The sequence below is a fragment of the Caulobacter sp. GW821-FHT09A05 genome (assembly GCF_059418465.1).
Genome location: NZ_JBWKPX010000039.1, coordinates 1 through 25,213, shown reverse-complemented (window position 1 = coordinate 25,213; position 25,213 = coordinate 1). Strand labels below are relative to the sequence as shown.

General features: G+C 66.3%; 20 protein-coding genes. 8 read left to right on the top strand and 12 right to left on the bottom strand.

Annotated elements, in window-relative coordinates; translation table 11 throughout:
• Nucleotides 1-2 precede the first annotated feature (2 nt).
• From fcl to AC07NX_RS23850, 4 genes are all read left to right on the top strand, one after another.
• On the top strand, nucleotides 3-989 hold the full coding sequence (fcl, locus tag AC07NX_RS23865) for a GDP-L-fucose synthase (protein ID WP_494645317.1): 987 nt from the start codon (nucleotides 3-5) through the stop codon (nucleotides 987-989).
• A gap of 66 nt (nucleotides 990-1,055) precedes the next feature.
• Nucleotides 1,056-2,684, top strand: coding sequence for a glycosyltransferase (locus AC07NX_RS23860; protein WP_494645315.1), 1,629 nt, complete (start codon nucleotides 1,056-1,058; stop codon nucleotides 2,682-2,684).
• On the top strand, nucleotides 2,681-3,835 hold the full coding sequence (locus AC07NX_RS23855) for a glycosyltransferase family 4 protein (protein WP_494645313.1): 1,155 nt from the start codon (nucleotides 2,681-2,683) through the stop codon (nucleotides 3,833-3,835). Before AC07NX_RS23860 ends, AC07NX_RS23855 begins: the two co-directional genes overlap by 4 nt.
• A gap of 295 nt (nucleotides 3,836-4,130) precedes the next feature.
• Complete coding sequence (locus AC07NX_RS23850; RefSeq protein ID WP_494645311.1) at nucleotides 4,131-5,135, top strand: hypothetical protein; 1,005 nt, start codon at nucleotides 4,131-4,133, stop codon at nucleotides 5,133-5,135.
• Nucleotides 5,136-5,182: 47 nt separating this feature from the next.
• Here the strand turns inward: AC07NX_RS23850 and AC07NX_RS23845 are convergent, their stop codons facing one another.
• The 6 genes from AC07NX_RS23845 to AC07NX_RS23820 form a co-directional block, all read right to left on the bottom strand.
• The gene (locus AC07NX_RS23845) at nucleotides 5,183-6,268 is read right to left on the bottom strand and encodes a hypothetical protein (protein WP_494645310.1); all 1,086 of its coding nucleotides are present in this window, start codon (nucleotides 6,266-6,268) and stop codon (nucleotides 5,183-5,185) included.
• Nucleotides 6,269-6,748: 480 nt separating this feature from the next.
• Nucleotides 6,749-7,726 carry an STELLO glycosyltransferase family protein gene (locus AC07NX_RS23840; protein WP_494645308.1) on the bottom strand — a complete coding sequence of 326 codons (978 nt, stop codon included), beginning with the start codon at nucleotides 7,724-7,726 and terminating at the stop codon, nucleotides 6,749-6,751.
• Nucleotides 7,727-7,812: 86 nt separating this feature from the next.
• Nucleotides 7,813-8,577 (bottom strand): glycosyltransferase family 2 protein, encoded by a 765-nt coding sequence (locus AC07NX_RS23835; RefSeq protein ID WP_494645306.1) that lies wholly within the window; start codon nucleotides 8,575-8,577, stop codon nucleotides 7,813-7,815.
• A 91-nt stretch (nucleotides 8,578-8,668) separates the two neighbouring features.
• On the bottom strand, nucleotides 8,669-9,235 hold the full coding sequence (locus AC07NX_RS23830) for a hypothetical protein (protein WP_494645304.1): 567 nt from the start codon (nucleotides 9,233-9,235) through the stop codon (nucleotides 8,669-8,671).
• Nucleotides 9,236-9,465: 230 nt separating this feature from the next.
• Nucleotides 9,466-11,259, bottom strand: coding sequence for a glycosyltransferase family 2 protein (locus AC07NX_RS23825; RefSeq protein ID WP_494645302.1), 1,794 nt, complete (start codon nucleotides 11,257-11,259; stop codon nucleotides 9,466-9,468).
• 5 nt (nucleotides 11,260-11,264) lie between these two features.
• Nucleotides 11,265-13,697: a glycosyltransferase gene (locus tag AC07NX_RS23820; protein ID WP_494645300.1), complete on the bottom strand. Its 2,433-nt coding sequence runs from the start codon at nucleotides 13,695-13,697 to the stop codon at nucleotides 11,265-11,267.
• A 182-nt stretch (nucleotides 13,698-13,879) separates the two neighbouring features.
• On the opposite strand from AC07NX_RS23820, the gene AC07NX_RS23815 reads away from it, so the two are divergent.
• The gene (locus tag AC07NX_RS23815; RefSeq protein WP_494645298.1) at nucleotides 13,880-14,080 is read left to right on the top strand and encodes a hypothetical protein; all 201 of its coding nucleotides are present in this window, start codon (nucleotides 13,880-13,882) and stop codon (nucleotides 14,078-14,080) included.
• 21 nt (nucleotides 14,081-14,101) lie between these two features.
• Here AC07NX_RS23815 and AC07NX_RS23810 read toward each other — a convergent pair whose 3' ends face one another.
• The 5 genes from AC07NX_RS23810 to AC07NX_RS23790 form a co-directional block, all read right to left on the bottom strand.
• Nucleotides 14,102-14,872, bottom strand: a complete 771-nt coding sequence (locus AC07NX_RS23810; RefSeq protein ID WP_494645296.1) for a glycosyltransferase — start codon at nucleotides 14,870-14,872, stop codon at nucleotides 14,102-14,104.
• A gap of 46 nt (nucleotides 14,873-14,918) precedes the next feature.
• Nucleotides 14,919-15,677 carry an ABC transporter ATP-binding protein gene (locus AC07NX_RS23805; RefSeq protein WP_494645294.1) on the bottom strand — a complete coding sequence of 253 codons (759 nt, stop codon included), beginning with the start codon at nucleotides 15,675-15,677 and terminating at the stop codon, nucleotides 14,919-14,921.
• A gap of 3 nt (nucleotides 15,678-15,680) precedes the next feature.
• Nucleotides 15,681-16,496: an ABC transporter permease gene (locus AC07NX_RS23800; RefSeq protein WP_494645292.1), complete on the bottom strand. Its 816-nt coding sequence runs from the start codon at nucleotides 16,494-16,496 to the stop codon at nucleotides 15,681-15,683.
• A 175-nt stretch (nucleotides 16,497-16,671) separates the two neighbouring features.
• Nucleotides 16,672-18,042, bottom strand: coding sequence for a mannose-1-phosphate guanylyltransferase/mannose-6-phosphate isomerase (locus AC07NX_RS23795; protein ID WP_494645353.1), 1,371 nt, complete (start codon nucleotides 18,040-18,042; stop codon nucleotides 16,672-16,674).
• Between the two features lie 75 nt (nucleotides 18,043-18,117).
• Nucleotides 18,118-20,160, bottom strand: a complete 2,043-nt coding sequence (locus AC07NX_RS23790; RefSeq protein ID WP_494645290.1) for an NAD(+) synthase — start codon at nucleotides 20,158-20,160, stop codon at nucleotides 18,118-18,120.
• Nucleotides 20,161-20,360: 200 nt separating this feature from the next.
• Between AC07NX_RS23790 and tkt the strand changes: the two genes are divergently transcribed.
• Nucleotides 20,361-22,325 carry a transketolase gene (gene tkt / locus AC07NX_RS23785; protein WP_494645288.1) on the top strand — a complete coding sequence of 655 codons (1,965 nt, stop codon included), beginning with the start codon at nucleotides 20,361-20,363 and terminating at the stop codon, nucleotides 22,323-22,325.
• A complete protein-coding gene (locus AC07NX_RS23780) occupies nucleotides 22,322-23,530 on the top strand; it encodes a threonine ammonia-lyase (RefSeq protein WP_494645287.1) in 1,209 nt (402 codons plus the stop codon). The genes tkt and AC07NX_RS23780 overlap by 4 nt, the downstream gene beginning before the upstream one ends.
• Nucleotides 23,531-23,578: 48 nt before the next feature.
• Here AC07NX_RS23780 and AC07NX_RS23775 read toward each other — a convergent pair whose 3' ends face one another.
• Nucleotides 23,579-24,445 (bottom strand): UTP--glucose-1-phosphate uridylyltransferase, encoded by an 867-nt coding sequence (locus tag AC07NX_RS23775; RefSeq protein WP_494645285.1) that lies wholly within the window; start codon nucleotides 24,443-24,445, stop codon nucleotides 23,579-23,581.
• Between the two features lie 182 nt (nucleotides 24,446-24,627).
• Between AC07NX_RS23775 and bamJ the strand changes: the two genes are divergently transcribed.
• Nucleotides 24,628-25,143, top strand: coding sequence for a BamJ family beta-barrel-assembly machinery protein (gene bamJ / locus AC07NX_RS23770; RefSeq protein ID WP_494645284.1), 516 nt, complete (start codon nucleotides 24,628-24,630; stop codon nucleotides 25,141-25,143).
• Nucleotides 25,144-25,213 lie beyond the last annotated feature (70 nt).

The window sequence follows — 25,213 nt, the reverse complement described above, 5'->3', positions numbered from 1 at the left end:
TAATGGCTTTTTTAAATTCAAGCGCCCGCTTTGAACTCGAAGGGAAGCGCGTGTGGGTCGCTGGCCATCGAGGGATGGTGGGTGCGGCGATGGTGCGTAAACTGAAGGCGCGCAATTGCGACGTGCTGACCGCCGGTCGCGGTGAACTGGACCTGCGCCGTCAAGCCGACGTAGAGGCCTGGGTCGCGGATCGCAAGCCCGAGGTGGTGGTGGTCGCCGCCGCGCGGGTCGGCGGCATCCTGGCCAACGAGACCTATCCGAAGGACTTCCTGTTCGACAACCTGGCCATCGAGCTGAACGTCATCGATTCCGCCTTCCGTTCGGGCGCGTCGAAACTGCTGTTCCTGGGGTCCAGCTGCATCTATCCGCGCATGGCCGAGCAGCCGATCGAGGAATCGTCGCTTCTGACGGGCCCCCTCGAGCCCACGAACCAATGGTACGCCGTCGCCAAGATCGCCGGGATCAAGCTGGCCCAGGCCTATCGGGCCCAGCACGGGGTCGACTACATCTCGGCCATGCCCACCAATCTCTACGGTCCAGGCGACAATTTCGACCTCAACTCCAGCCATGTCATGCCGGCCATGATCCGGAAGATGCACGAGGCCAAGGACGCCGGCCGCACCGAGGTGACCATCTGGGGCACGGGAACCCCGCGCCGGGAATTCCTGCATGTAGACGACTGCGCCGACGCCCTGATGTTCCTGTTGGAGAACTATTCGGGCCACGAGCATGTCAATGTCGGTTCGGGGACGGACATCGCCATCCAGGAACTCGCCGAAATGGTGGCGCAGGTGGTGGGTTTCTCGGGCGAGATCCGCAACGACCTGACCAAACCGGACGGCACCCCCCGCAAGCTGATGAGCAACCGACTCCTGGCCGAGATGGGCTGGTCGCCGTCGATCCCGTTGCGGCAAGGCGTGGAAGAAACCTACGACTGGTTCAAGGACGCGGAAACCGTCCGCATGACCGGTCCTTCCTCGGCCGCCTAACGTCACCGTTCAACTCATCGGCGTCCTCGTCTCGTCGCGCCCGGTGTGGATCTAGGAGTGAGTCCCGTGCTCGACGCCCTGAACCTCGGCCTCCGGGAGGTCATCCGTTCCAGCTTTCTCGCGCTGAGCGGCCGTTCTCCCGCCACTGAGGAAGAGGACCATTTCCTGACCGCCATCCTCGCTGGCAAGCCGTTTCAATCCGTCCTGACAGAGATCCTCAGCGCGCACGGCGGTGTGGCGCGGCCCGTTGGCGACGGCTCGCGCGAGGCGGTGGAAGAAACCGTCCGGCACATCTATCGGCTGGCCCTGCGCCGGTCGGCGAGCGCCGAGGAAATCGACATCTGGGCCGGGGCGGTCGCCATGGGCTCCGAGACCACCGCGGGCGTGGTCAACGCCATTGCGGACTCGGCCGAAGCCAGGCAGCTGGGCACGACCAGCGGCTTGCTGTCAGACCTTTCGGACGGCGACTTCGTCGCCCTGCTCTATCAGCTTGTGTTGCGACGCGGGGCGATGCCCGACGAGGTCGCCACTTGGGAACAGCGCCTGCGGGGCGGCAACATCACGCGCGAAGCGCTGGTGGTCGCACTCTTCAACGGCGTGGCGGGCGAGGCGCTCAGCAAGGGCGAACAGGCGAACAACGACCCGACCCGCTCGCACATTCTCGGATCGACCCGGACGGTCGGCATCGAGGACTGGGCCGAGCGCATGGCCGAGGTCGCGGCGGGCGCAGCCACGCCCGCCCCCAAACGAGATTTTCCGCGGTTCAACATCATCTCCAAGCCGGGCGTCCTCGTTTCGGCGATCGCCAGCCTCTACAACGGCAAGGCCTATCTCTCGCACTTCCTGGACAACATCACGTCCCAGACCATCTTTTCCGACTACTGCGAATTGATCATCATCGACGCCAACTCACCCCAAGGCGAGGGTGATGTCATCGAGAAGTACGTCGAGCGTTTCCCCAACATCATCTATCACCGCGCCCCGAACCGTGTTGGCATCTACGAAGCCTGGAACATGGGCGTGAACATGTCGCGCGGCAAATACATCACCAATACCAATCTCGACGATTGGCGGCGGCAGGATTCCCTGGAACTCCAGGCCGCCACCCTGGACAATGTCGCCTTCGCGGACGTCGTCTACCAAGACTTCTACTACGCCTTCGAGTTCGGACTTCCCTTCGAACAGGTGGCCCAGGCGGGCTTCGTCAGCACCCTGCCCGTCGTGAGCCCCTACAATCTCTGGCGCTTCAACTCACCGCACAACGCGCCGATGTGGCGCCGTAGCCTGCACGACGAGGTCGGGCTGTTCGACGCCACCTACAAATCGGCCGGCGACTACGATTTCTGGCTTCGCTGCGCCGCGGCGGGAAAGCTGTTCTTCAAGATCAACGACCCGCACGTGGTCTACTTCGTGAACCCCGAGGGCCTGTCCACCCGGGCCGACACCCGCGGCATCGAGGAAGCGCACCGAGCCTCGCGGACCCATGCCAAGCGAATCCTTTCCGCGGACCTGCTCAGCGCGCCCGAGGACTTCATCCAGAAGCTGCGCGCCCTGGCGGGCGACAACGTCATGAAGGGCGTCGAGCCCAACGGCCTGGATTGGCGCTACGCCGCGACCCAGAACGCCCTGCGCGAGGCCTCCATTCGCACCCGCAAAGCCGGACTGGCGATCGCGCCGCAGGAGAATCGCTCGTGAAGATCGTCGTCGATGGCGTCTTTTTCCAACTAACCCAATCCGGGATCGGTCGCGTCTGGGCCGCCGTCCTGCCGCGCCTGGCCGCGAAGGCCGGCATCGAAATCGTGCTGCTGGATCGTGGCGGAGCGCCGGACATCCCGGGCGTCAGCCGCGTCCCATTCCCGACCTACAGCTCCAAGTTCAACGCCCAGGACTCGCTGCTCCTAGAGCAGATGTGCCGCCAGCAGAAGGCGGACCTCTTCATTTCCACCTACTATACGACGCCGCTCAAGACCCCCTCGCTGCTCACACTCTACGACATGATTCCCGAACGCTTCGGCTTCGACATGGCGGCGCGCGACTGGCGTGAGAAGGAGCTGGCGATCGCACATGCCCGACGCCACCTCGTCATTTCCGAGCAGACCGGGCGCGACCTGGTGGAATACTATCCTGAACTGGACCCCGCCGCGATCGACCTGGCCTATTGCGGGGTGGACGACACGGTGTTCAAGCCGACGCCCGCCAAGGCCCAGGCGGAGTTTCGCGCCCGCCTCGGCCTGGAGCGAGACTATTTCCTGTTCGTCGGCTCGCGCGTCCAGCACAAGGGTTACAAGAACTCGCGCCTGTTTTTCGAGGTCCTCCCGAAGATCAAGAACCCCAACTTCGACGTGCTTTGCGTCGGCGGCGAACCGGAACTGGAGCCGTGGATCGAGGAGCTCGCCCCGGAAGGTTGCAATGTCAAACGGGTCGAATTGAGCGACGCGGACCTGGCGCTCGCCTACGGGGCCGCGAGCGCCCTGGTCTATCCGTCGCTGTACGAAGGTTTCGGCATGCCGGTCGCCGAGGCCATGGCCTGCCGATGCCCGGTCATCACCACCAACCTCGGTTCGATCGCCGAAGTCGCCGGATCGGCGTCCCACGTGATCACGGGCCGCTCCAAGACGGAGATGGCCAAGGCTCTGACCGCGGTACGGGATCCCGCCACGCGCCAGACGCTCCAGGACGCCGGCGAGAAGCAGGCCGCCAAGTTCCGCTGGAACGGGTTCGCCGACGTTCTGGCCACTGCCGCCAAGCAAGTCGTCGGCGACGCCAAGACCGGTCAGTTCGAGGCGTTCTACGACCTGTGGGCTAATTTAAGGCGAACCCAGGGCGGTCTCGATATTCAGTTCTAAGAAATCCCACCGCCGTCCAGATGTCGCCCGTCAGGCCCCAGGCGCATCTTCGCTCTGAAATGGTTCAACCAAAAAATAAACACCAAGGGCCGATATGCGGGCGGTGCTAGACGAACAAGTCGCAGACCGACCATTGTCCGCGGCTCTTATCCAGCCGCCTGCCACAACTAAAGGGGCGGCGTTCGCTCCAGTGCTGTTGCTTTAGAAGGGCGATTCTATGAGAATTATTTCCACGGCATGGATTCCCGGCTCCCTTCAAGAGTTCGAGGCTCACTGCGCCCTTCCCGTCCACGAAATGCTTGGCTACGGCCACGGCTCGACCCCGCTCAACATCTTCATCCTGGCCGGGATGGAGAAGCTCAGCGAGGATTTCATCGCCCGCCAGAGCCAGCTCGGCATCAAGTTTCACGACGCCACCGCCCTGACGGCTAAATATGTCGAGGCTTACGGCGGCCTGATCGGCCAGCTGACAGCCTCCCAAGGCGCCCTCTACGAGCTCTATTGCTACATCCGGTGGCTGGTGGTCGAGGAGATCCTCCAGGGCGAACCCTTCGTGCACGTGGATCTGGACCTGTTCTTCCAGAAACCCCTCGACGAAATCTCCAGGCTGTTCACCGGCGTGACGGGAACCTTCGGAAGTCCTTGCCTGACCGCCGTCTCCGACCTGTCCTGGTTGTCGGCCTACAAGGGCGCGCTGGACAGCCTGCTGACCGATCGCCCCGGCTTCCAGGCTAGCCTGGGCTACGGCGGCAACGAGTTCCGGTCTGACATTTCCAGCGACCAGGATCTGGTCCACGCGCTGGAGGTTCGCGACATGCTGCCTCGCATCGGCATCGACGAGCTCGCCGAATCCTACTCGATCTTCGTCAATCCGCTGTGGCCCTACATGAAGGCGAAGCCGGAAGCGGCGCGCCTTTTCGAGGTGGTCGATGGCGTCGACATGATCGGCAACAAGCCGGTGCTCTTCTGGCACCTGCAGAACAACGCCGCCGACTACCTGAGCCGGTTCGCGGTCCTGGAGAACTACAAGCAGAGCTGGCTTAGCGAATACCTGCCCTGCAAACTCGGACTGCCGTTCATCCAGCTCAATCCGACCGCCGAGAATTTCGCGTTCCAGGCGCTGCGCGACCATATCTGGCCGAAGATCGCCGAGCAGGTGACGGCGGGCCGCAGCGTACACGACCTTGGTTTCGAGAAGTTCTTTTCCCGCACCTGGGTGTCCGAATGGTTCATCGTCCAGAAGGGCGGCCGCGGTCTATTTTCGAGCGCCTACTGGTGGGAAGACGGCGTCTTCGCTTGAAGAGCCGACACCCCTGAACTCGGCTGATGAGCCCTCCGAGCGCCGTGTCATGAGGCAAGCTCGGTCGGCCCTGGCTTGACCGGAACCTTGCCTTGCAGGCCCAGGAAAGCCAGGGCGAGCAGTTCGGGGTTGAGGGCAGCGCGCGCCGGATTGTGCGCTCGCAGGTTCTTGACCAGCAAGTCGAAGTCCGCGCCGCAGTTCAATTCCTCCAGCCAAGTCGCCAGGACGCCGTTTGGCATGGGCTCGCCGACGATCGATTCGTAAAGCGGCCGCAGCAGGACGGGCCCGATCACTCGGTGGCCCGGCAACCGGTTCCGGAATTCCTGGGAATCCATCAGGGAGTCCAGGAAGCTCACGGGCGTCAGGTCGCCTGAGATGAGCCCTCGCAGATAGCCCTCGACATCGGTGTCGCTGGGCGTCCGACCCAGAACCGCCAGATAGCCGCTCGCGATAAGAGCCGCGCCATCGACCTTGTAGGGCGAGGAAACGCCAGCCAGCAACGCGCCCAGCACATCTGCGGGCGCCGCGCCAGATCGAAGCTGCGAGGCCAGGTTTGCGATCAGATGGCCTGGAGCGGTCCGCCCACCGGACGCCGCCTCGTAGAGGCTGTTGAGGAGCGCCGGCCCGAGCGTGGGATGCACCAGCAGCCGCGCCACCTGGCTCGCCGGGGTCCCGTCCGCAGCGTCGACGCCCGCCGGCAGATCGGACGGCGCCTTGCCCGAGCGGGCGGCGGCGACCTGGCCGTTGTCCTGCCGGCGGCGGAATTCCTCGGAGTTGACGAGTTCCTCCAGGAACCCGCGCGGCGACATCGTCAGCCCCCCCATGGCCGAGATGAAGCCCGCCGCCCCGGCCGCGTCGGCCGAACGACCGAGCAACGCCACATAGGCGCTCTCGACGAAATCCTCGATCGCCAACGGACGCTGGTCGCGGCTGTAGAGCAACTCGAACAGCAGAAACTGGAACGTCACGCCTGTGTCGAGCGCATGCGACCAGGCCGCGATCGCGGCCGGCGTCACGGGCTCGCCGAACAGCTGTTGATGTACCTGCGCGAGAAGTTGGCTCTCGGGCCGCGCCGCGCCCTGCTGGGCGCCCCGTCCAAGGACCTTGTTCACGACGTTGGCGATGCGCGGCATGGCGACCCTTGGACTAGTGGCGATGCTGAGATCGTATTGACGAGCTACCTCCGGCTGTCTAGGGCGTCGCGGCGAAATTCGGTCCTTGAAGCCGGTACGTCGATCGACACCCGCGAGGACGGACGCCCTCCGCGCGCCTGTCCGGACGCCGCCTTGACCGTCCCGTCTGCAGGCGTTCGCCACCCCTGCCCGCCGGCCATTGTCGGCAGCCGGACCGTTCGGCGTTCAGACTGAAGGGCGACTGGCGCCGCACCGGCGATCTCGGCCTGCTGGAGACGGACGGCGAGAACCTGCTCGCCCACGAGATCGAGGACGCGCTTTCCACGCTCGGCGACATCGACGCCCCCTCGGGGGACTGGGTCATGGTTCGCGCGTCTTCGACGCCCCCTGGGCGACACTGGTTGTCGTGCTGGCGCTCACGCCGCCGGCCAACTTGCAGGCGGAGGTTCGCGGAGCTGCCCAAGAACCGGGACTGAAGACCTAGAATTCGCCCCGCCGGAACACAGGGTCGAGGTCGCCGAGATCCTTGATCCAGGCGTCCAGCAAGGTCAGTTCGCGCGGATCCACCAACGCCATCTCGACCAGAATCCGGTAGCAGCGCACCAGATTGTCGCAGATCCGGGCCCGGCCCGATGGGAGATCCAGCGCCGCCAACGCGGTGACAATGCGCTCGTTGTTGAGGTAGCCCGAAATCTCGTCGGCGAAATCACGCATCAGGTCGTGTTCGTTGCGATCCTGGACAACGGTGGCCTGGTGGAACGTCATGGCCCAATCGTTGGCCGCGAGGATGCGCTGGGCGACGAAGCCGCGCCAGATGTCGGTCATGCGGAATGAGCAGTAGGACGGCAGATAGAGCAGCGGAAAGGCCTGCCGCCACCATGTCGTGTTCTGGCTGTTGAACGGACACCAGGTTGAACCGGCCAACAACACCGGGCCGCGCCGGTCGAAGTCGATCGGCAAGGGCAGGGTCAGCCGGTAGATGGCATCGACGTCCGGGTTCCGATTGGCCAGGCCCTGCTGGATCGGACAGTCGAGAACCCGCGTTTCGACCGTCGCCAGATCGGTCGGCGGACTCTGGACCAGGGTCAAGGGGAACCCGCGCGGCCAGACGTGATGGGCCGTGAAATAACGGTAGGCGTTGGTCCAGCCCGCGTCACGAACCACCGGGCCGGTCTGGCCGAGCGCGCGCGGGGACCAGAAATCGTCAAGCGGAATGTTGTCGTCGTCGGTCTCGATGATCACCGTGGCGCCGCGGCGGATCGCATGAAGATAGCCTAGGTTCTTGCGGGCGTAGTGGCCGGTGGGCGCGACGGCGGCCAGGGCGAAGCCCGTTTCGCCCTGGGCGGCAAGGTCCAGATAGTCTGCGCCGTCCTGGTGAAAGTCCGCAGGGCTCTTGGCGTCGCCGACGACCACGAAATGCGCGGACAGCCGGCCGGCGTCGCGGGCGATGTCGATCACCGCCGGCGTGGGCGCGTTAATGCTGGTGACGACGACGACGTATTGGTCTTGCATGCGCTCCCGCTCGCTCGAGGCGTGTCGCCTCGTCACGCTTCCGGAGATCCCGGCTTTCCATAGTAACGACTGCGAGGGTCGGACGCGGTGTAGTCCTCGTCCCAACGGCGCAAGCGGGCTTCCTGGGTGTAACCCTGGCCGACCCGGTCGACGGTGAATGAGATATCTCCACCCTCGACGTACAGGCTGGTGAAGCCGCGGTGGTAGTTGCGGAAATTCAGGTGGCGGGTCTGCCAGTTCGAGATCATGTACTCGTCGGGATCGTAGCCTTCCAGCACGTTCTGCCAGTGCGAGGTGGGCGCGCACCGGAAACAACTGTTGGCTCCGCCGAGGGCGTGGAGCTGGTTGTCCGTATCAGGATAGACGTGACCGTCCGGAAGCGCGCTGAACTTGTGCAGGTCGCGCCAGCAGTGCAGGCAGCCCGAGAACAGGCCGAACCTCAGACCGTTCGGTGCACGCGTCCCGTAGTACTGGCGCATCGCCGACACCAGGGCGTCCACCGCGCCCGGATGGAAGCCATGGTCGTCTTCCAGCATGCAGATATAGGTTGGGGCATAGAGGCTGAGCGCCGTCTTCAGGCACATGTTGCGAGCGGCGGCCATGGATATCGGCGAGGTGAGGATCAGGAACACGCCGTCGCCGTTGCATACCGACTGCAGATAGGACCACATCTCGTCGCGGTTCTTCTCGCTGGCGTCGTGCACGATCAGGGCCGCGCCTGATCGCCGGCATTCCTCCAGGACCGACGGCAGCGTCTTCTTGACCGTGTCGACGTCCTCGAACGTCGGAAAAATCACGACCATTTCCGCCTGACGCATCCCGTCCCCAATTCCTCTCTCGGCGTCGACGCTCGCCGTCGAAGCCAGGCCTTCCATCTCGGTCGGCGGGCTACAGGTAGCCGCGCGCGCGAAGCCAGTCGCCGTAGCGCTGGGTGATAGCCGCTCTGTCCTCGGCGGTCAGCTTCGAATTGTCGTCAGCTCGCCCGATATGCCCGGGGTGCAGCAGGGTCTCCCGATCGTAGCCGACCAACTCAGTGGGTTCGTCCCCGGGGGGGCGGACCTCGGCGACCGCCGCCGCGATCCGGTCCAGCTGCTCGGCGCCGAGCGGGAACCGCAGGGCCGTCGCGAGCTTCTCCAGCTCCACGCGCGGCGCGGTCATGATGTCCTCGTAGCGGGTCACGATCGCCGCCTTCGACGCCCATCCGGCCTGGCTCTGGATATAGTCGTCGAGCCATTCGAAGATTTTCTGCCGGCTCGGGTTCTTTTCCCAGCCCATCCTGAGGATGGAGTTCATGACGTCCGCCAGGTTTCTGTAGCTGGTCACAACGTAGGGAGAATCCGGAAACACCATGTCCTTCAAAGCATGGAGCTTGACGATGTGAAGTTCCGACGGATTTTCCTCGTCATAATCCGCGACCCAGGCGCCGTAGACGCTTGCATGGAGTTCCTTGGCCATCAGCCTCACGGCGTTATACTGCCACGTGCTGCCTGATCTGGAGGCTCCGGCGCAGAAGATACGCTTCTTGTACTGATGCTTACTCATATATCAGCCCTTAGCGCCGTTTAACTTGAACCCGAGACGTCCGGGGCGGGCGGATGACCCGCCCCGCCTTTGCAGACGATCTACTAGCTTGGCGTGGTCCGGATCAAGGCGAGCGGCGGCAAATCCCCCACCTGGCGTCCGCCCTAGCGGGACGGAATCGCCAACGTGTGCAGAGACTCGTCGTCCGCGCCGAACGCGGGATTGTGGAAGGCGTCTCGGCCGATCGATCCCCCCCAGCGCCGCAGGAAGTAGGCGTGTTCGAGCCCTCTCTGGCGCGCCAGGTCGCTCGACTGGTCCAGGGCGCGAACCGAAGCCGATTCCATGTGCAGCAGGGTGGCCCGGGGGTCAAAGACGACGGCGAAGCCGGCGCGGCGCGCGCGCAGACACAGGTCCACATCCTGCAGATAGGTCGCCAACTGCTCGTCGAAGCCGTTCAGGGCCTCGAAGCATTCGCGCCTGACCAGCATCGCAGCGCCGGTCACCGAGCTGACCTCGCGGGGCGCGCTGGCGTAGAACAGGTAATCCTGCTCGGGCAGGCGGGCGTGACGCAGGGTATGGCCGGCGATGCCCTTGAAGCCGAGATACATGCCGGCGTGCTGCACGCGTTCGTCCGGATAGAGCAGCAGCGGGCCCACAACGCCGACTTCGGGCTCCTCAACGTCGTCCAGCAACCGCGAAAGCCAGTCCGCCGTGATCGGCGCAATGTCGTCATTGAGGAATAGTAGCCGGTCCGAAGCGCACAGCCGGGCCCCGATGTTGCAGAAGCGGGAGAAGTTGAAGTTGGCGTCCTGGCGCACGATCCGGACCTTGGGGTCCAGGGCCAGTTCGGCGAGGAAATCCTTGGCGAAGGGGTTGGTCGTGTTGTTCGAGATCACGACCAGCTCGGCGACGCGCGGGTCATTGGCCAGATCGAGCGACCGCACCAACTGGCGCAGCAGATGTCCTTTGTCCTTTGTGCAGATCACGATGCCGACCGCGCGCGGGGACGGCGCGACGCGGCCCGATGCTGCGACCCGCAACGCGGCGCGCGCCTGTTCGACGGCGCCGGGGTCTAACGCGATCTCGGCCACCACCTCGAACACGTGCCGCCACCTGGCGCGGGCCGCAGAGAGCGGACGCGCGGCCAGCCAGGATTTCAGGAGGTCGTAGGGCGCGACCGTGTCGATCGGGCCCAGGGCGCGCAGGACGCCCGCCCGCATGGCGAACCGCGAGAAACAGTAGTCCACGTGACGCGCCATCAGCGGGTTGGCGCCGGGCAGGAACAGCGGATACGCGTGGTCCTCCTCGAACCGCACCATGTCGAAGGTGACGACCTCCGACCGCCCCTTCGCGATGACCGGCGCGACCGCCTCGGCCCAATCGGCCCGCAACTGGTCGCCGGCCTTCAGGAACAGCACCCAATCATCGGGCGTCGCCGCCTCGGTCCAGGCTTGGCTGCGACGCAGTTCCGGAGGCGGCGTGGCCTGGCCCTCGTACCAGACCCGCACGGGGCCGGCCGACGGGCCTCCCGACAAGGCGGCGAGGCTGCGCAAGGTCGTCGCCACTTCTCCCTCGCCGCCGCCCGCGATCACGACATGGAGCATCAGCGGCCGCTGGAGACGAGGTGGCGACAAAGCCTGGTCGCGGGTCTTGGCATGAGCGACCGCCGCCAGGCGCTGGCGCCAGTGCTCCAGGCTCATGCCGAAGGCCAGGTTCAGGTCGGTCTCTTCGAATCGTCCGTCGTCGAGCGTGGCCTCGGCATTCTGCAAACGCATCCTGCGCTCCATGGCCGACAGCTCGCGCTTCCGGTCGCTGGATGACATCAGGGCGTAGCGCACGGTCGGGCCCAGGCCCTTCTTGCGGACCATGGTCACCGCGAAGCGAGCCACGTTGTGCACGCCATGGCGGCCCAGCGCGCCCAGGCCCGCCGCGAAGGCCCGAGGCGCACGAGAGATCATCGATTTCATCCTCGTCCGTTCCCCGCGATCTTGCGTCGGAAGCTTGGCCAGCTGATGTCGAAGGCGTCCGCCTCGTCCATGTCCAGGGCGGCGCCTGGGTCGAGAAGTCCGCGGGCTTCGTCGTAGAGTTCACCCTGCAGTCGGCACCAAGGCCAGAGGACGTCGGGATCCACGCCGGCGTCACGCGCCAGAGCCAGAGCCTGAGGCATCAGCAGGGCGTGCCAGCGGGGGCGATGCTTGGTCCAGCTGTTGTGGGCGTTGCCGACGATACCGACCGGCTTGTGCCAATAGGCCGGGCTGGCCCCATAGGTCTCCAAGATCGTCTTGGTGCAGGGGATGCTTTCTTCGAGATTGACGAAGGGCTTGCCCTCGAAGCGGTGGTCGTAGGCCGCCAGCAGGACGTCCGACCGCCAGATATTGATGTAGATCGCCGTGAAGAGGTTGTCGTGTTGGGCGGCCACAACGTGGACCGGCTGCACGCCGCTTGCGATCGCATCCGGCGCCAGCGGGATCTGCTCGGCGATCAGGCCGGGCGGCGTGTCCATCTCCCGCAGCGCCTGGCGGTAGTAGACGGCGAAATTGACATAGGCGAGAGGCACGCCTCGGTTCTGCTTCAGCGCGGTGAGGATGGCGTCCACCTGTTCGGGAACGATGAAGTCGTCATCGCCGATCAGCCAGACATACTCCGCGCCGTCCAGCGTCGCGCATTCCCGCATGTTGCCCAGCATGCCGACATTGGCCGGGTTGACCACGATCCGCGGCTTTTCACGGACGAAGGCCTGTTGCAGGGCGACAGCGGTGCCGTCGGTCGAGGCGTTGTCGACCACGACAACCTCGACGTCCGGACGGCCGGCCACTTTGGAGAGCAGCCAGCGCAGATTCTCCACCACGAACGCCCGGCGGTTGTAGGTCGAGATGACGATGCGCAGGAAGCAGGGCCGCTCCAGCGCCTGCCCGGCGAGAGCCTGTCGCAGGGCGGCGTAGCGCGCCTCCACCGCCGCGACCGCCGCCAGCCGGCCGCGAAACCGGGAAAGGTCGCGCGCCTTGGATTGCGCCAGGTTGCGATCGCCCACCACCAGCCGATGCGGCAGGAGGCCGGGAACGCCGTCCGCGGCCGCGGCTTCGACGAACTGATCGCGCGCGGCGGCGGACGGAAACAGGATGACATCGGCGCCCGCCAGCGCCGCCAGGGCCTGGCCTTTCGGCGGCGTAGCCGGGGCTTCCACGAGGCTGGCGGTCCCGCCCGCCTCATCCGGAGCCGGCGCGCTGGTCAGCGTCCGAACGATCTGGTCGGCGTAGTCGCTCCAGGTTCTCAGACGCCGCCCGTCGATCTGGGCGCGCAGCTCCCGGCGCAGGCCGGGATTCTCGCCAAGTTCGATGATCGCGGCCTCCAGGGCCGCCTCGTCCCGCACATCGACCATCCGGCAGCCGCCGCCCGCGCCGACCTCCGCCATCGACCCGAAGTCGGCGCACAGGCAGGGGACGCCGGCGGCAAGACTTTCGACGATCGGCAGCCCGAACCCCTCGTCCTCGGAGACGAACGCCGTGAACGCCGCCTCACCCAGCTTCTGGGCGACCACCCAGTCGGGCGCGTAGTGGACGTAGGACACCGAGGGGTTGGCCTCGACCAGGGCGTTGAACGCCTTGGCCACGGCCGGGTGCAGCGAACCGACCACCATCACCTTCATCTCGCGCACGGCGGCGCTGGCCCGCTGGGCCTTGGCGAACGCTCGCAGGAACTCGACCTGTCGTTTGCGAGGCTCGACCGTCCCCACCATCAGGATCAGCCGCTTGTCGTCCTCCGGGCCGTCGACGTTCCGCGGATGCGCCGACGAAGCTTCCGCCAGAAGCGCCGGCTGGATCTGGCCGGCCGGGGCGGGCGCGCCGTGCGCGGCGTAGAAGGCGGTCAGCGCGTCCGCGCTGGTCTGCGAGATGGGCAGGATCAGGTCGGCGCGGCTGATCTCGACCAGATAGCGCAGATGCTTGGCGCGATCGCCCAGGTAGGCTGCGTGGGTCAAGGGGATCTGGTCGTAGAAAATCGACGCGACGCGGACGCCGTATTCTCGACACTGGGCCAGCACCTTGGCATAGGCCTCCAGCCGATCGGGTAGGTGGTATCCGACCTCCGGGTCCAGCAGCCAGGTGTTGGCCGGATCGGCAATGAGATCCCCGAACCTGAACGCCACCCGTCGCGCGGCGGGGTGAGGCCTCAGGGCCTCGGGCCATTCGCCGGGGCCAAACAGTTCGTCGAACTCTTCGTGGTCGACGTGCCGAAGGTGACCCTGCTGGTGGTCCCAGCGCACCAGCTCCAGCCGCCCCCGCCCGCCGAGGCCCTTCGCCAGTTCGATGGCGACGCGGTGAATGCCCGAGCGGGCCGAAGAGTCGATGGTTTCTCCGACCGAAAGAAGGATCGTCGGGGTTTTCAGCGGCGTTTCCAAGTGTGACCTTCTCTGCGCGTCGCGCGATGCGCCCGTTGGTATCGGCTCGCCGCCGCCGAAACAAGGCGAGGAGATCCGGATGAACCCTTGACTGGCGGCCGCGCTATCTTCCCGATGGCCGCATCGACGTCGCAGGGAGATCGAGCCGCGCCGGCGGCGCCAAAAGGGTAGGAGAAACCATGATGAACGAACCCGCTCGGGGCTCCGATATCAAGCCCGCCCCCCGTCACCAATGGCTTCGCGAGGAGCTGTGGTATGGGGTCATCGTCATAGTCGCCATCCTCGTCGCCTGGCTGATCGGCGCGAACTACCAGCCGAGCGACGTCTCGGGACCGCCGGTCGGCCAGGTGCCCGACGTCAAGCCACCGGCTCAACGCAGCTAAACCGCCGGCAGATGGCTTCGTTCAGAGCGCCTGAAAGGCTTGATCGAGCAGATGACGTTCAAGTCGCGGCAGGCCTTGCTTGTCGCAAAAATCGTTGGCGTAGACGACCAGGGCTTCGAAGTTGTCCTTCACGTAGGTCGTGAACCAGAAGGCGTTGGTGCCGTGCTGAAAGCGGGGAAAGGCGAAGGCCTTCAAGGTGATGTAGGAGTAGAGCTCCTGCTTCTCGTGCGCCGAGTTGTGGGTCTTGAAGGCGTTCAGGTGGTGCAGCGTGACATCGACGCTGCCCGCCGTGGCGTAGGCGCTGGCGCCGTCGTCCCAGATCTCCTCGTGGATGATGCCTTTCCACTCCACCGTGGGAAGGTTCAGGTGCAGCCGGCGATGGGTTTCGGTGGTGAACGGCGCTGAGGCCATGATTGCCCCGACGTCGTTCAGTCCCAGGCCGCCACCGGGCTGATAGTTCTTGCGCGTGATGTTGAACGTGCGAAACGACTCGGTGTCGAGCGACCGCAACGCCCGGATCTGGTCAGGCTCGACCAACTCGTCGGAGTCGACCGCCAGCATCCACTCCGAACGCGCGAACATGTTCCCATAGTTCCGCGGGTGGGCGAAACCGAACGCGAACAGGTTCTGCCGAGGATAACTGACCACCCGATCGGCCTCGGTCAGGATTTCATTGTAGATGTCGACGCTGCCATCGGTCGACCCCATGTCGACGACGATGATCTCGTCCACGCAAGCCTTCAGATTGCGCAGGCTCAGACGAAGCATCTCGGCTTCGTTATAGGCCAGCACCAGCGCACTTATGGATTTAATCACCGAAGTCTCCAACGGAGCCGCCTTAGGCGGGCACGCTCATGATGTCACCTTCGTAGGCCGAGATGATGTCTTCGGCCGGGCCGTAGGCGATCAGCTTGCCGGCCTTGAGATAGGCCGCGTGGGTGCAGAACTGACGGACGATCGCCAGCGAATGGCTGGCGATGACCAGGATCCGGGCCTTGTCCACGAACTTGCGGGTCCGCTCGGAAGCCTTGGTCACGAACTGGTTGTCACCCGCCGCCAACCACTCGTCCATGATCAGGATGTCGGGCCGGAACGCGGTGGCGACTGCGAAGGTCAGTCGTCCGTTCATGCCGGCCGAATAGGTGCTGACCGGGAGGTCGATGAACTGGCCAAGGTCGGCCGCGTCGATGATGTCGTCCATCGCCGCGGTGATGACCGCGCGCGGCAACCCCCGGTAGAATCCCAGCAAGTAGATATTCTCGCGGCCGGTCAGCTCGATGTCCAGGCCAAGGCTGGTGTTGAGGGCCGACGACACGTTGCCGGACACCGACACGCTGCCGCTGCTGGGCGAATAGACGCCCGACAGCACCTTCAGCAAGGTGGTCTTGCCGGCCCCGTTGGGACCGACCAGCGCGACCCGCTCACCGTCCTTGATCTGCAAGGTCAGGTTGGTGAGTGCGCGCACGACGACCGTATTGTCCGCCCGCGCGAACAGCGACCCGCCGACCGAAGTGGGCGTGAAACGCTTGCGCAGCGAACGGGCGTTCGCGCTGTAAACCGGTAGATCGACCGTGACGTTGTGAAGGGAAATCGACATCGACTAGATCCAATAGGCCAAATCGCGGCGGTAGCGCATGAACATCAGTACCGAAAGCGGCGCGCCGATCAGAAGCGTGATGGTGCAGAACTGGAAGCTCGCCAGCGGGATATGGCCGTCGAACAGCGGCCCGCGGATCAGTTCGATCATGTGATAGATCGGGTTGTAGGCCAGGAAGACCGAGCCCGGCCGCAGTTGCGACGGTTGCCAGATAATCGGCGTGACGAACAGGGCCAACTGCATAGCGTAGATGACGATCTGGGCTACGTCTCGGAAGCGCAGGCAGATCACCCCGATGCAGAGGCAGATCCAGTACATGTTGAGCAGGAACAGCACCAGGCCGGGAATGGCCATGAGCCCGACCCAGTGCACCGGGTACCCGTACAGCACGTAGGCGATGACCACGGGGATGACACAGTGCGCGGCAACCACCAGGTTACGCACGATGCAGCGCAGAACGAAGCTGGTGTAGGGAATGCGGATCGAGGAGATCAGGCCCGAACCGGCCTGGAACATCGTCGTCGACTCAGTGACCAGGGCCGACATCAGGTTCCACATCAGCAGGCTGATGGCGATGAAGGGAATAAAAGTGCCGGGATTTGTCTTCAGGATCTGCGCGTAGAGCAGACCGATACCCATGATAGTCACGCCAAGACCCAAGGTCAGCCAAAGCGGGCCTAGGGAAGATCGACGATACCGTTGTTGGATGTCTTGCAGACCAAGATAGATCCAGAGACGCCAGCGAAGGAACCCGTTTACAAAGTCCCAGACACCCGTTCTTCGGGAGTCACTGTAGATTGTTTCTGTCTTTTCAACCATCGAGGCCTACTTAACCTTGGGAAGTGGGGCACTATTAGCGGCAAACTTGGGGAAATCATGGCGCCTTCAATCCTGGCGCATTGCGGAGTGAGCCTTAGCGCAATTTGGGTGCGCCGGACAACAGGAACCAAGGCCCACAGGCCCCCTCTACTCGCCCGTCGCCTTGCCGTTCAGACTAGGTCGCGACGGCGGCGATCCTGGCCGCGGCGCCGCCGTCCGCCTCGGGAAACGACTCTACGACGGTGATAGAAAGGGTCGCCTCGCTCGTGGCTCGGATCGTCACGTCGCTGGACACCTGGCGGCAGACTCCCGGCGACCAGACCTCGTCGCCAGCCTGGATCGCGCCTTCCAGAACCTGAAGGGCGCCGGCGGGCAGAACCGGCGACGAACCGGCCTCGAGGCGCCAGATTTCAACCCGGTGACGCTCACCCTGCGAAACACACTGCCGGGTCGCGCCGGCGGCCTGGCTGGCGGAATGCTTGTGCGCTATCTCGCGGCCGCTGGCCTTGAGCATGTCGACCAGCGCCTTGACCGCCTGGGCGTCGTCGCGACGGCAGACGAGCACGGCGTCGGTTTCCGCGACGATCATCAGGTCTTCCACGCCTATCACGCCGACGAAAGGCCCATTGGAGCGAACCATGACCCCCTTGGAGTCGATGATGTGGACGTCGCCGCTGACGGCGTTGCCCTCGGAGTCGCGAACGGAGGCCTCCCAGATGGCGTCCCAGGCCCCGAGATCCGACCAGGTGAACGTGGCGGGGGCCACGGCGGCTCGGGTCGTGCGCTCCATCACCGCGTAGTCGAGCGATTTCTTGGTGGTTCGACCGAAGGCCTTGGGATCAAGAAGAAGCCTCACGCCCTTGCGCTCCGCGCCTTCGACGGCGGCGATCGCGCCCTCGCCGATCTCGGGTTCGAACAGGGCCAACTCGTCCAGCAGCGCCTTGGCCGAAAAGGCGAAGTTGCCGCTGTTCCAGTAATAGCCCTCCTCGACGTAGCGGAGGGCGGTAGGGGCGTCTGGCTTCTCGACAAAGGCCGCCACGGCGTAGACGCTTTCGGAAAGCCGGGCGCCAGGTTTTATGTAGCCAAAGCCCGTCGCCGGACCGGTCGGCTCGACGCCGAAGGTGACGATCAGCCCGCTCCGAGCCGCCTGGGTGGCCTTCAGCGCGGCTTCCCGGAACAGTTCCGGCTCGGCGATATGATGGTCGGCGGCCAGCATCAGCATGACGCCGTCCGGCTGCAGCCCCCGCACATAGGCGGCGGCGGCGGCGACGGCGGGGGCGGAGTCACGGGCTTCCGGCTCGATGATCACCGTGAGCTTCGCGCCCAGTTCCAGCGCCTGGCGCTCAACCAGCTCCGCCATCGCCTTACCGGTGACCACGACGATTTCGCTCGCGCCCGGCAGGTTCATTACCCGCAGGATAGTCTCCTGAAAGCTCGAATACTTGCCGATGAGCTTGAGAAACTGCTTCGGCCGGTCCGCACGTGAAGAAGGCCAGAGCCGGGTGCCCGAGCCACCACAGAGAATGACAGGAAAGATCGCAGACAAAACAGCCTCTGAGCGAGCGCGGAAATTAGGGTGCTCTACCATGGATACTCGTCGGCGCCAGTAACATTCAACTTCCTAAGGCGCATTGTGTTGGAGCTCGGTCAACCAGGCGTCGGCCGTGGCGTCCGACGGCATGCGCCAGTCGCCGCGCGGCGACAGGGCCCCGCCCGACGAGATCTTCGGGCCGTTGGGCATGGCCGAGCGCTTGAACTGGTTGGCGAAGAACCGCTTCAGGAACAGCTCCAGCCAGCGCTTGATCTCCGGCAGGTCATAGGCCCGCCTGGCCGCGTCGGGGATCCCGGCCGGCCAGGCGCCGGCGGCGGCGTCATGCCAGGCGCTCCAGGCCAGGAAGGCGATCTTCGACGGCGCCATGCCGTAGCGGGTCAGGTAGTAGAGGTTGAAATCCTGCAGGGCGTAGGGACCCACGAAGCTTTCGGTGGCCTGGACCTGTTCGCCCGGCACCAGCTCCGGCGAGATCTCGGTGGCCAGGATGTCTTCCAGCAGGTCGCTGGTCGCCGCGTCCACGTCGCCCGAGGCCGCCACGAAGCGGATCAGGTGCTGGATCAGCGTCTTGGGCACCCCGGAATTGGGGTTGTAGTGGCTCATCTGATCGCCGACCCCGTAGGTGCACCAGCCCAGGGCCAGTTCGGACAGGTCGCCGGTGCCCACCACCATGCCCCTGTGGTGGTTGGCCAGGCGGAACAGGTAGTCGGTGCGCAGGCCCGCCTGGACGTTCTCGAAGGTCACGTCATAGACCGGCTCGCCCTTGGCGAACGGGTGGCCGAGATCGGCCAGCATCTGCCGGGCGGCCGGGCGGATGTCGAGTTCCTCGGCGGTGACCCCCATGGCCGTCATCAGCTTCCAGGCGTTCGACTTGGTGCCCTCGGAGGTGGCGAAGCCCGGCAGGGTGTAGGCGCGGATATCGGAGCGCGGCCGGCCCAGCTGGTCCATGGCCTTGGCGGCGACGATCAGGGCGTGGGTCGAGTCCAGCCCGCCAGAGACCCCGATCACCAGGCTCTTGGAGCCCGTGGCCTCGACGCGGCGCGCCAGGCCCTGGACCTGGATGTTGTAGGCCTCATAGCAGTTCTCGGCCAGCTTCGTCGGGTCGGAAGGCGTGAACGGAAAACGCTCGATCGGGCGGACCAGGGCCAGGTCGCCGGCCGGCGGCGTGAAGTCGATCGGCACGATCCGGAACGGGGCTTCCGGCGGGTTCAGCGTCATGGAGTCGCCGAAGCTGCCGACCCGCATCCGCTCCTGCCGCAGCCGGGCGACATCGACGTCGGCCATGGCCATCACCGGCCCAGTCGAGAACCGCGGGCTCTGGGCCAGCAGGTTGCCCATCTCGTGGATGTCGACATGGCCGTCCCAGGCCAGGTCCGTCGAACTCTCGCCCGCCCCGGCCGCCGAATAGACATAGGCGGCGATGGCCCGCGCCGACTGGCTGGCGCACAGCAAGCGGCGGGTCTCGGACTTGCCGATGGTGATGTTGCTGGCCGACAGGTTCAGCAGGATCTCGGCCCCGGCCATGGCCTGGGCGGTGCTGGGCGGCGCGGGGGTCCAGACGTCCTCGCAGATCTCGATCCCGACCGTGAAGGCGGCGCCCCCAGGACCGGCGAGGTTGCGCAGCAGCACGTCCGTCCCGAACGGCACGGCTTGGCCGGCCAGGTCCAGGGTGCGGCCGACCACGCCCGAGCCGGGGGTGAACCAGCGGCGCTCGTAGAATTCGCGATAGTTGGGCAGGAAGCTCTTGGGGACCACCGCCCGCACCCGCCCGCCCTGGATGGCGACGGCCGTGTTGTAGAGCCGGCCGGCGTCGCGCAGCGGCGCGCCCACCACGAACAGCGGCGACAGGGACTTGCTCTCCTGGGCCAGGACGGCGATCGCCGCCTCGACGGTGTCGAGCAGGGCGTCCTGTTGCAGCAGGTCGTCGATCGTGTAGCCGGTCAGGCCCAGCTCGGGCAGAACCAGCACCGCGACGCCGCTTTCGTGGGCCTGGCGCACCAGGGCGAGCACGCTTCGGGCGTTGGCGGCCGGGTCGGCCAGCTTGACCTTGGGAACCGCGGTGGCGACCCGAACGAAGCCGTGGCGATAGGGCGAGAAGAACGACGGAGAACTCAAGAGACCCGGCCTTTCGAGGTTATGCTAAAAATGAGCATAAGTCGGCTTCCAGCTATAACGCCTGCGGACGTTGTTGCATAGCGCCCACGCGACGGCGCCGGTAGGGCCCGCGAGCCGGCTGGCGGGTTGACCCCAGGGGGTCATCGTGCGACTCGCGGCCTCGCGCAGCCCCGCCGAAACAAGAAAAACCCGGAACTCCCATGCCCGTTTCGCCCGTCAAGATGGCCGACGCGATCCGCGTCCTTTCCATGGACGCCGTCCACAAGGCCAAGTCCGGCCACCAGGGCATGCCGATGGGCATGGCCGACGTCGCCACGGTGCTGTGGGGCAAGTTCCTGAAGTTCGACGCCGCCAAGCCCGACTGGGCCGATCGCGACCGCTTCGTGCTGTCGGCCGGCCACGGCTCGATGCTGCTCTATTCCCTGCTGCACCTGACCGGCTTCAAGGCCGTGACGATGAAGGAGATCGAGAACTTCCGCCAGTGGGGCTCGCTGACCCCGGGCCACCCCGAAGTCCACCACACCCCGGGCGTGGAGACCACCACCGGTCCGCTGGGCCAGGGCCTGGCCACCGCCGTCGGCATGGCCATGGCCGAGGCGCATCTGGCCGCCCGGTTCGGCGCGGACGTCGTCGACCACCGCACCTGGGTGATCGCCGGCGACGGCTGCCTGATGGAAGGCGTCAGCCACGAGGCGATCAGCCTCGCCGGCCGCCTGAAGCTTTCCAAGCTGACCGTCCTGTTCGACGACAACAACACCACCATCGACGGCGAGGCCACCATCGCCGAGACCGGCGACCAGCTGGCCCGCTTCAAGGCCGCCGGCTGGGCGGTCAAGGCCGTCGACGGCCACGACCATGGCAAGATCGCCGCCGCCCTGCGCTGGGCGACCAAGCAGGACCGCCCGACCCTGATCGCCTGCAAGACCCTGATCTCCAAGGGCGCGGGGCCCAAGGAAGGCGACCCCCACAGCCACGGCTACACCCTGTTCGACGACCAGATCCGCGACGCGCGCCTGGCCATGGGCTGGGACGCCGCGCCATTCACCGTGCCCGACGACATCGCCAAGGCCTGGAAGGCCGTTGGCCGCCGCGGCGCCCGGGTGCGCAAGGCCTGGGAAGCGGTCGTCGCCGCCTCGCCCCTGGCCCAGGACTTCGCCCGCGCCATCAAGGGCGAGCTGCCGGCCGACGCCTTCAAGGCGCTGGACGCCCACATCGCCGAAGCGGCGCGCACCAAGCCGGGCAACGCCACCCGCGTCCATTCCGGCGCGGCCCTGGACCAGCTGATCCCGACGGTCATCGACATGGTCGGCGGCTCGGCCGACCTGACCGGCTCGAACAACACCTTCGTCAAGGGCATGAGGCCGTTCGACGCCCCCGACTACGCCGGCCGTTACGTGCACTACGGCGTGCGCGAGTTCGGCATGGCCGCGGCGATGAACGGCATGGCCCTGCACGGCGGCGTCATTCCCTATTCGGGCACCTTCCTGGCCTTCGCCGACTACAGCCGCCCGGCCATCCGCCTGGGGGCCCTGATGGGGGCCAAGGTCATCCACGTGATGACCCACGACTCCATCGGCCTGGGCGAGGACGGCCCCACCCACCAGCCGGTCGAGCACGTGGCCAGCTTGCGCGCCATTCCGAACCTGCTGGTCTTCCGCCCGGCCGACGCGGTCGAGACCGCCGAGTGCTGGAAGATCGCCCTGCAGCAGGCCGCCACCCCCTCGGTGATGTGCCTGTCGCGCCAGAAGGTCCCGGGCGTGCGCGACACCGCCGCCGAGAACCTGTCGGCCAAGGGCGCCTACGAGCTGCTGGCCGCCGAGGGCGGCGCGGCGGCGGTGACGATCTTCGCCTCGGGCACGGAAGTCTCGGTCGCCGTGGCGGCCCGCGACATCCTGCAGGGCCAGGGCAAGCCGACCCGCGTCGTCTCGACCCCGTGCTGGGAGCTGTTCGAGCAGCAGGACGCCGCCTACAAGGCCTCGGTGATCGGCGACGCGCCGGTCCGCGTCGCCGTCGAGGCCGCCGTCCGCATGGGCTGGGACCGCTTCATCGGCGTGGACGGCAAGTTCGTCGGCATGACGGGCTTCGGCGCCTCGGCGCCCTACGAGCGCCTGTACAAGGAATTCGGCATCACGGCAGAGGCCGTGGCGGTGGCGGCCAGCGCATGAGCCAGCTCCTCGACATCACCACCATCCGCGCCGCCGCCGCGCGCCTCGCCGGCCAGATCGAGCGGACGCCCTGCCGCTATTCCCGGACCTTGTCGAAGATCACCGGCGCCGAGGTGTGGGTGAAGTTCGAGAACCTGCAATTCACCGCCGCCTACAAGGAGCGCGGCGCGCTGAACAAGCTGATGCTGCTGTCGAACACCGAGAAGGCTCGCGGCGTCATCGCCGCCAGCGCCGGCAACCACGCCCAGGGGCTGGCCTATCACGGCGCCCGCCTGGGCGTGCCGGTGACCATCGTCATGCCTAAGACCACCCCGTTCATCAAGGTCCAGCACACCCGCGATTTCGGCGCCACGGTGGTCATCGAGGGCGAGACCTATGACGACGCTTCCGCCCACGCCCGCAAGCTGCAGGCCGAGCAGGACCTGACCTTCGTCCACCCGTTCGACGACTACGACATCATGGCCGGCCAGGGCACGATCGCCCTGGAGATGCTGGAGGACGCGCCGGACCTGGAGGTCCTGCCCGTGCCGATCGGCGGCGGCGGACTGATCAGCGGCGTGGCCACCGCGGCTAAGGCGGTCAAGCCCGACATCCATATCATCGGCTGCGAGCCGGCCATGTATCCCTCGTTCACCGCCAAGATGCGCGGCGTCGCCGCCCACTGCGGCGGCCAGACCATCGCCGAGGGCGTGGCGGTCAAGCAGGTCGGCGAGCTGACCTACAGCGTCGCCCGGCCGCTGATCGACGACGTGCTGCTGCTGGAGGAGCCGCACATCGAGCAGGCCGTGGCGCTCTACTGCAATGTCGAGAAGACCATCGCCGAGGGCGCCGGCGCGGCCTCCCTGGCGGCCTTGCTGGCCTATCCCGAACGGTTCCGCGGCAAGAAGTGCGGCCTGATCCTGTGCGGCGGCAACATCGACACCCGCCTGCTGGCCTCGGTCCTGACCCGCGAGCTGGTCCGCGCCCAGCGCCTGGTGTCCCTGCGCATCGTCGGCGACGACCGCCCGGGCCTGCTGTCCACCGTGGCCAATGTCATCGGCACGATGGGCGCCAACATCATCGAGGTGAACCACAACCGCCTGGCCCTGGACGTGCCGGCCAAGGGCGCGGAGTTCGACATCACCATCGAGACCCGCGACGCCCAGCACACCCAGGACGTCATGAACGCCCTGCGCGAGAAGGGCTACCCGCCGCGCGCGGTGTGACGACACTGACGGGGACAGGCGCATGCGCCTGTCCCCGTCCCGTCTCGACTACAGCAGGCCCTTGATCATCTCACGCGCCGCCTCGGCCAGGTCCGGCCGCTTCAGCGCCAGGGCCACATTGGCCCGCAGCAGGCCGATCTTGTCGCCGCAGTCATAGGTCTCGCCCTCGTACTCCAGGGCGTGGAAGTCCTGGCTTTCCAGCAGGGTCAGCATCGAGTCGGTCAGCTGGATCTCGCCGCCGGCGCCCTTGCCCTGCTTTTCCAGCAGGTCGAAGATCTCCGGCTGCAGGATGTAGCGGCCCGAGATGAACAGGTTCGAGGGCTCGGTCCCCTTCGGCGGCTTCTCGACCATGCCGGTCATGCGGTTCAGGCGGCCGTCCTGGCCGTCCAGCGCCACGATGCCGTACTGGTGGGCCATGCCCGCCGGCGCGGGCTCGACCACGACGATGTTGCCGCCCTTCTGGTCGTAGGCCTCGATGGCCTGGGCCAGGGCGGGCTTGGAGGCCGACATCACCATGTCGGGCAGCATCACCGCGAACGGCTCGTCGCCGACGATGTCGCGGGCGCACCACACCGCGTGGCCCAGGCCCAGCGGGGCCATCTGGCGCACGAAGCTCATCTCGCCCGGCCGGGGCAGCTCGCCCAGCAGTTCCTCGAGGATGGCGGTCTTGCCCTTCGCGGCCAGGGCGGCTTCCAGCTCGACCTGGTGGTCGAAATAGTCCTCGATCGCGCCCTTGTTGCGGCCGGTGACGAAGACAAAATGCTCGATGCCCGCGGCGCGGCCTTCCTCGACGATGTACGACAGGATCGGCCTGTCGACGACGTTGAGCAGTTCTTTCGGGGTGGTCTTGGTGCCGGGCAGGACCCGGGTGCCGAAGCCCGCGACGGGAAGGACGGCTTTGCGGACGGGTTTCATGAAGGCCTCGTGAGCGGTCACTGGTGGGGACGGTTTCTAGGGCGCGCCGCGATCGGGCGCCACCACTGTTCTGTGACTGTCCGCGCCAAACCCGGGCCAAACCCTGGACTGCCGAAAATCGGCGCGCGGCCGCGCGCGAATTGGTCTAGCACGGACGAATGTTTGTCGGAGCCCGTCGTTCCATGGTCCGCCCCCTCGGTTTCGCCCTCGTCGCCGTCCTCGCCGCAGCCCTGACCCTGTCGGCCTGCGGTCCCAGCAAGAAGCAGCAGGAAAGCCTGGCCGCCGCCCAGGCGTTCCTGGCCCAGAACGCCAGGCAGCCCGGCGTTGTCACCCTGGCCGACGGCCTGCAGTACAAGGTCGTCCGCTCGGGCCCCGCCAGCGGGGCCAAGCCGGCGCCCACCGACGAGGTCAAGGTCAACTACGAGGGCAAGCTGGTCGACGGCACGGTGTTCGACAGCTCCTACGAGCGCGGCACGCCCGCCTCGTTCCCGCTGCAGGGCCTGGTGGCGGCCTGGAAGGAGGCCCTGGTCATGATGCGGCCGGGGGATGAGTGGATCCTCTATGTCCCGCCGGAACTGGGCTACGGCGCCCAGGACAAGGACGTGATCCCCGGCAACAGCGTGATGATCTTCCGCATCGAGCTGATCGACGTCCTGCCCTCGAAGATCCAGGCCCCCAAGCAACGCCCGGCGGCCTAGCAGGCCGTTGAAGAAGTCTCCCGGCGGGCGATGAAGTCGGCTTCGTCGCCGCTGTGGAAGCAGATTTGGC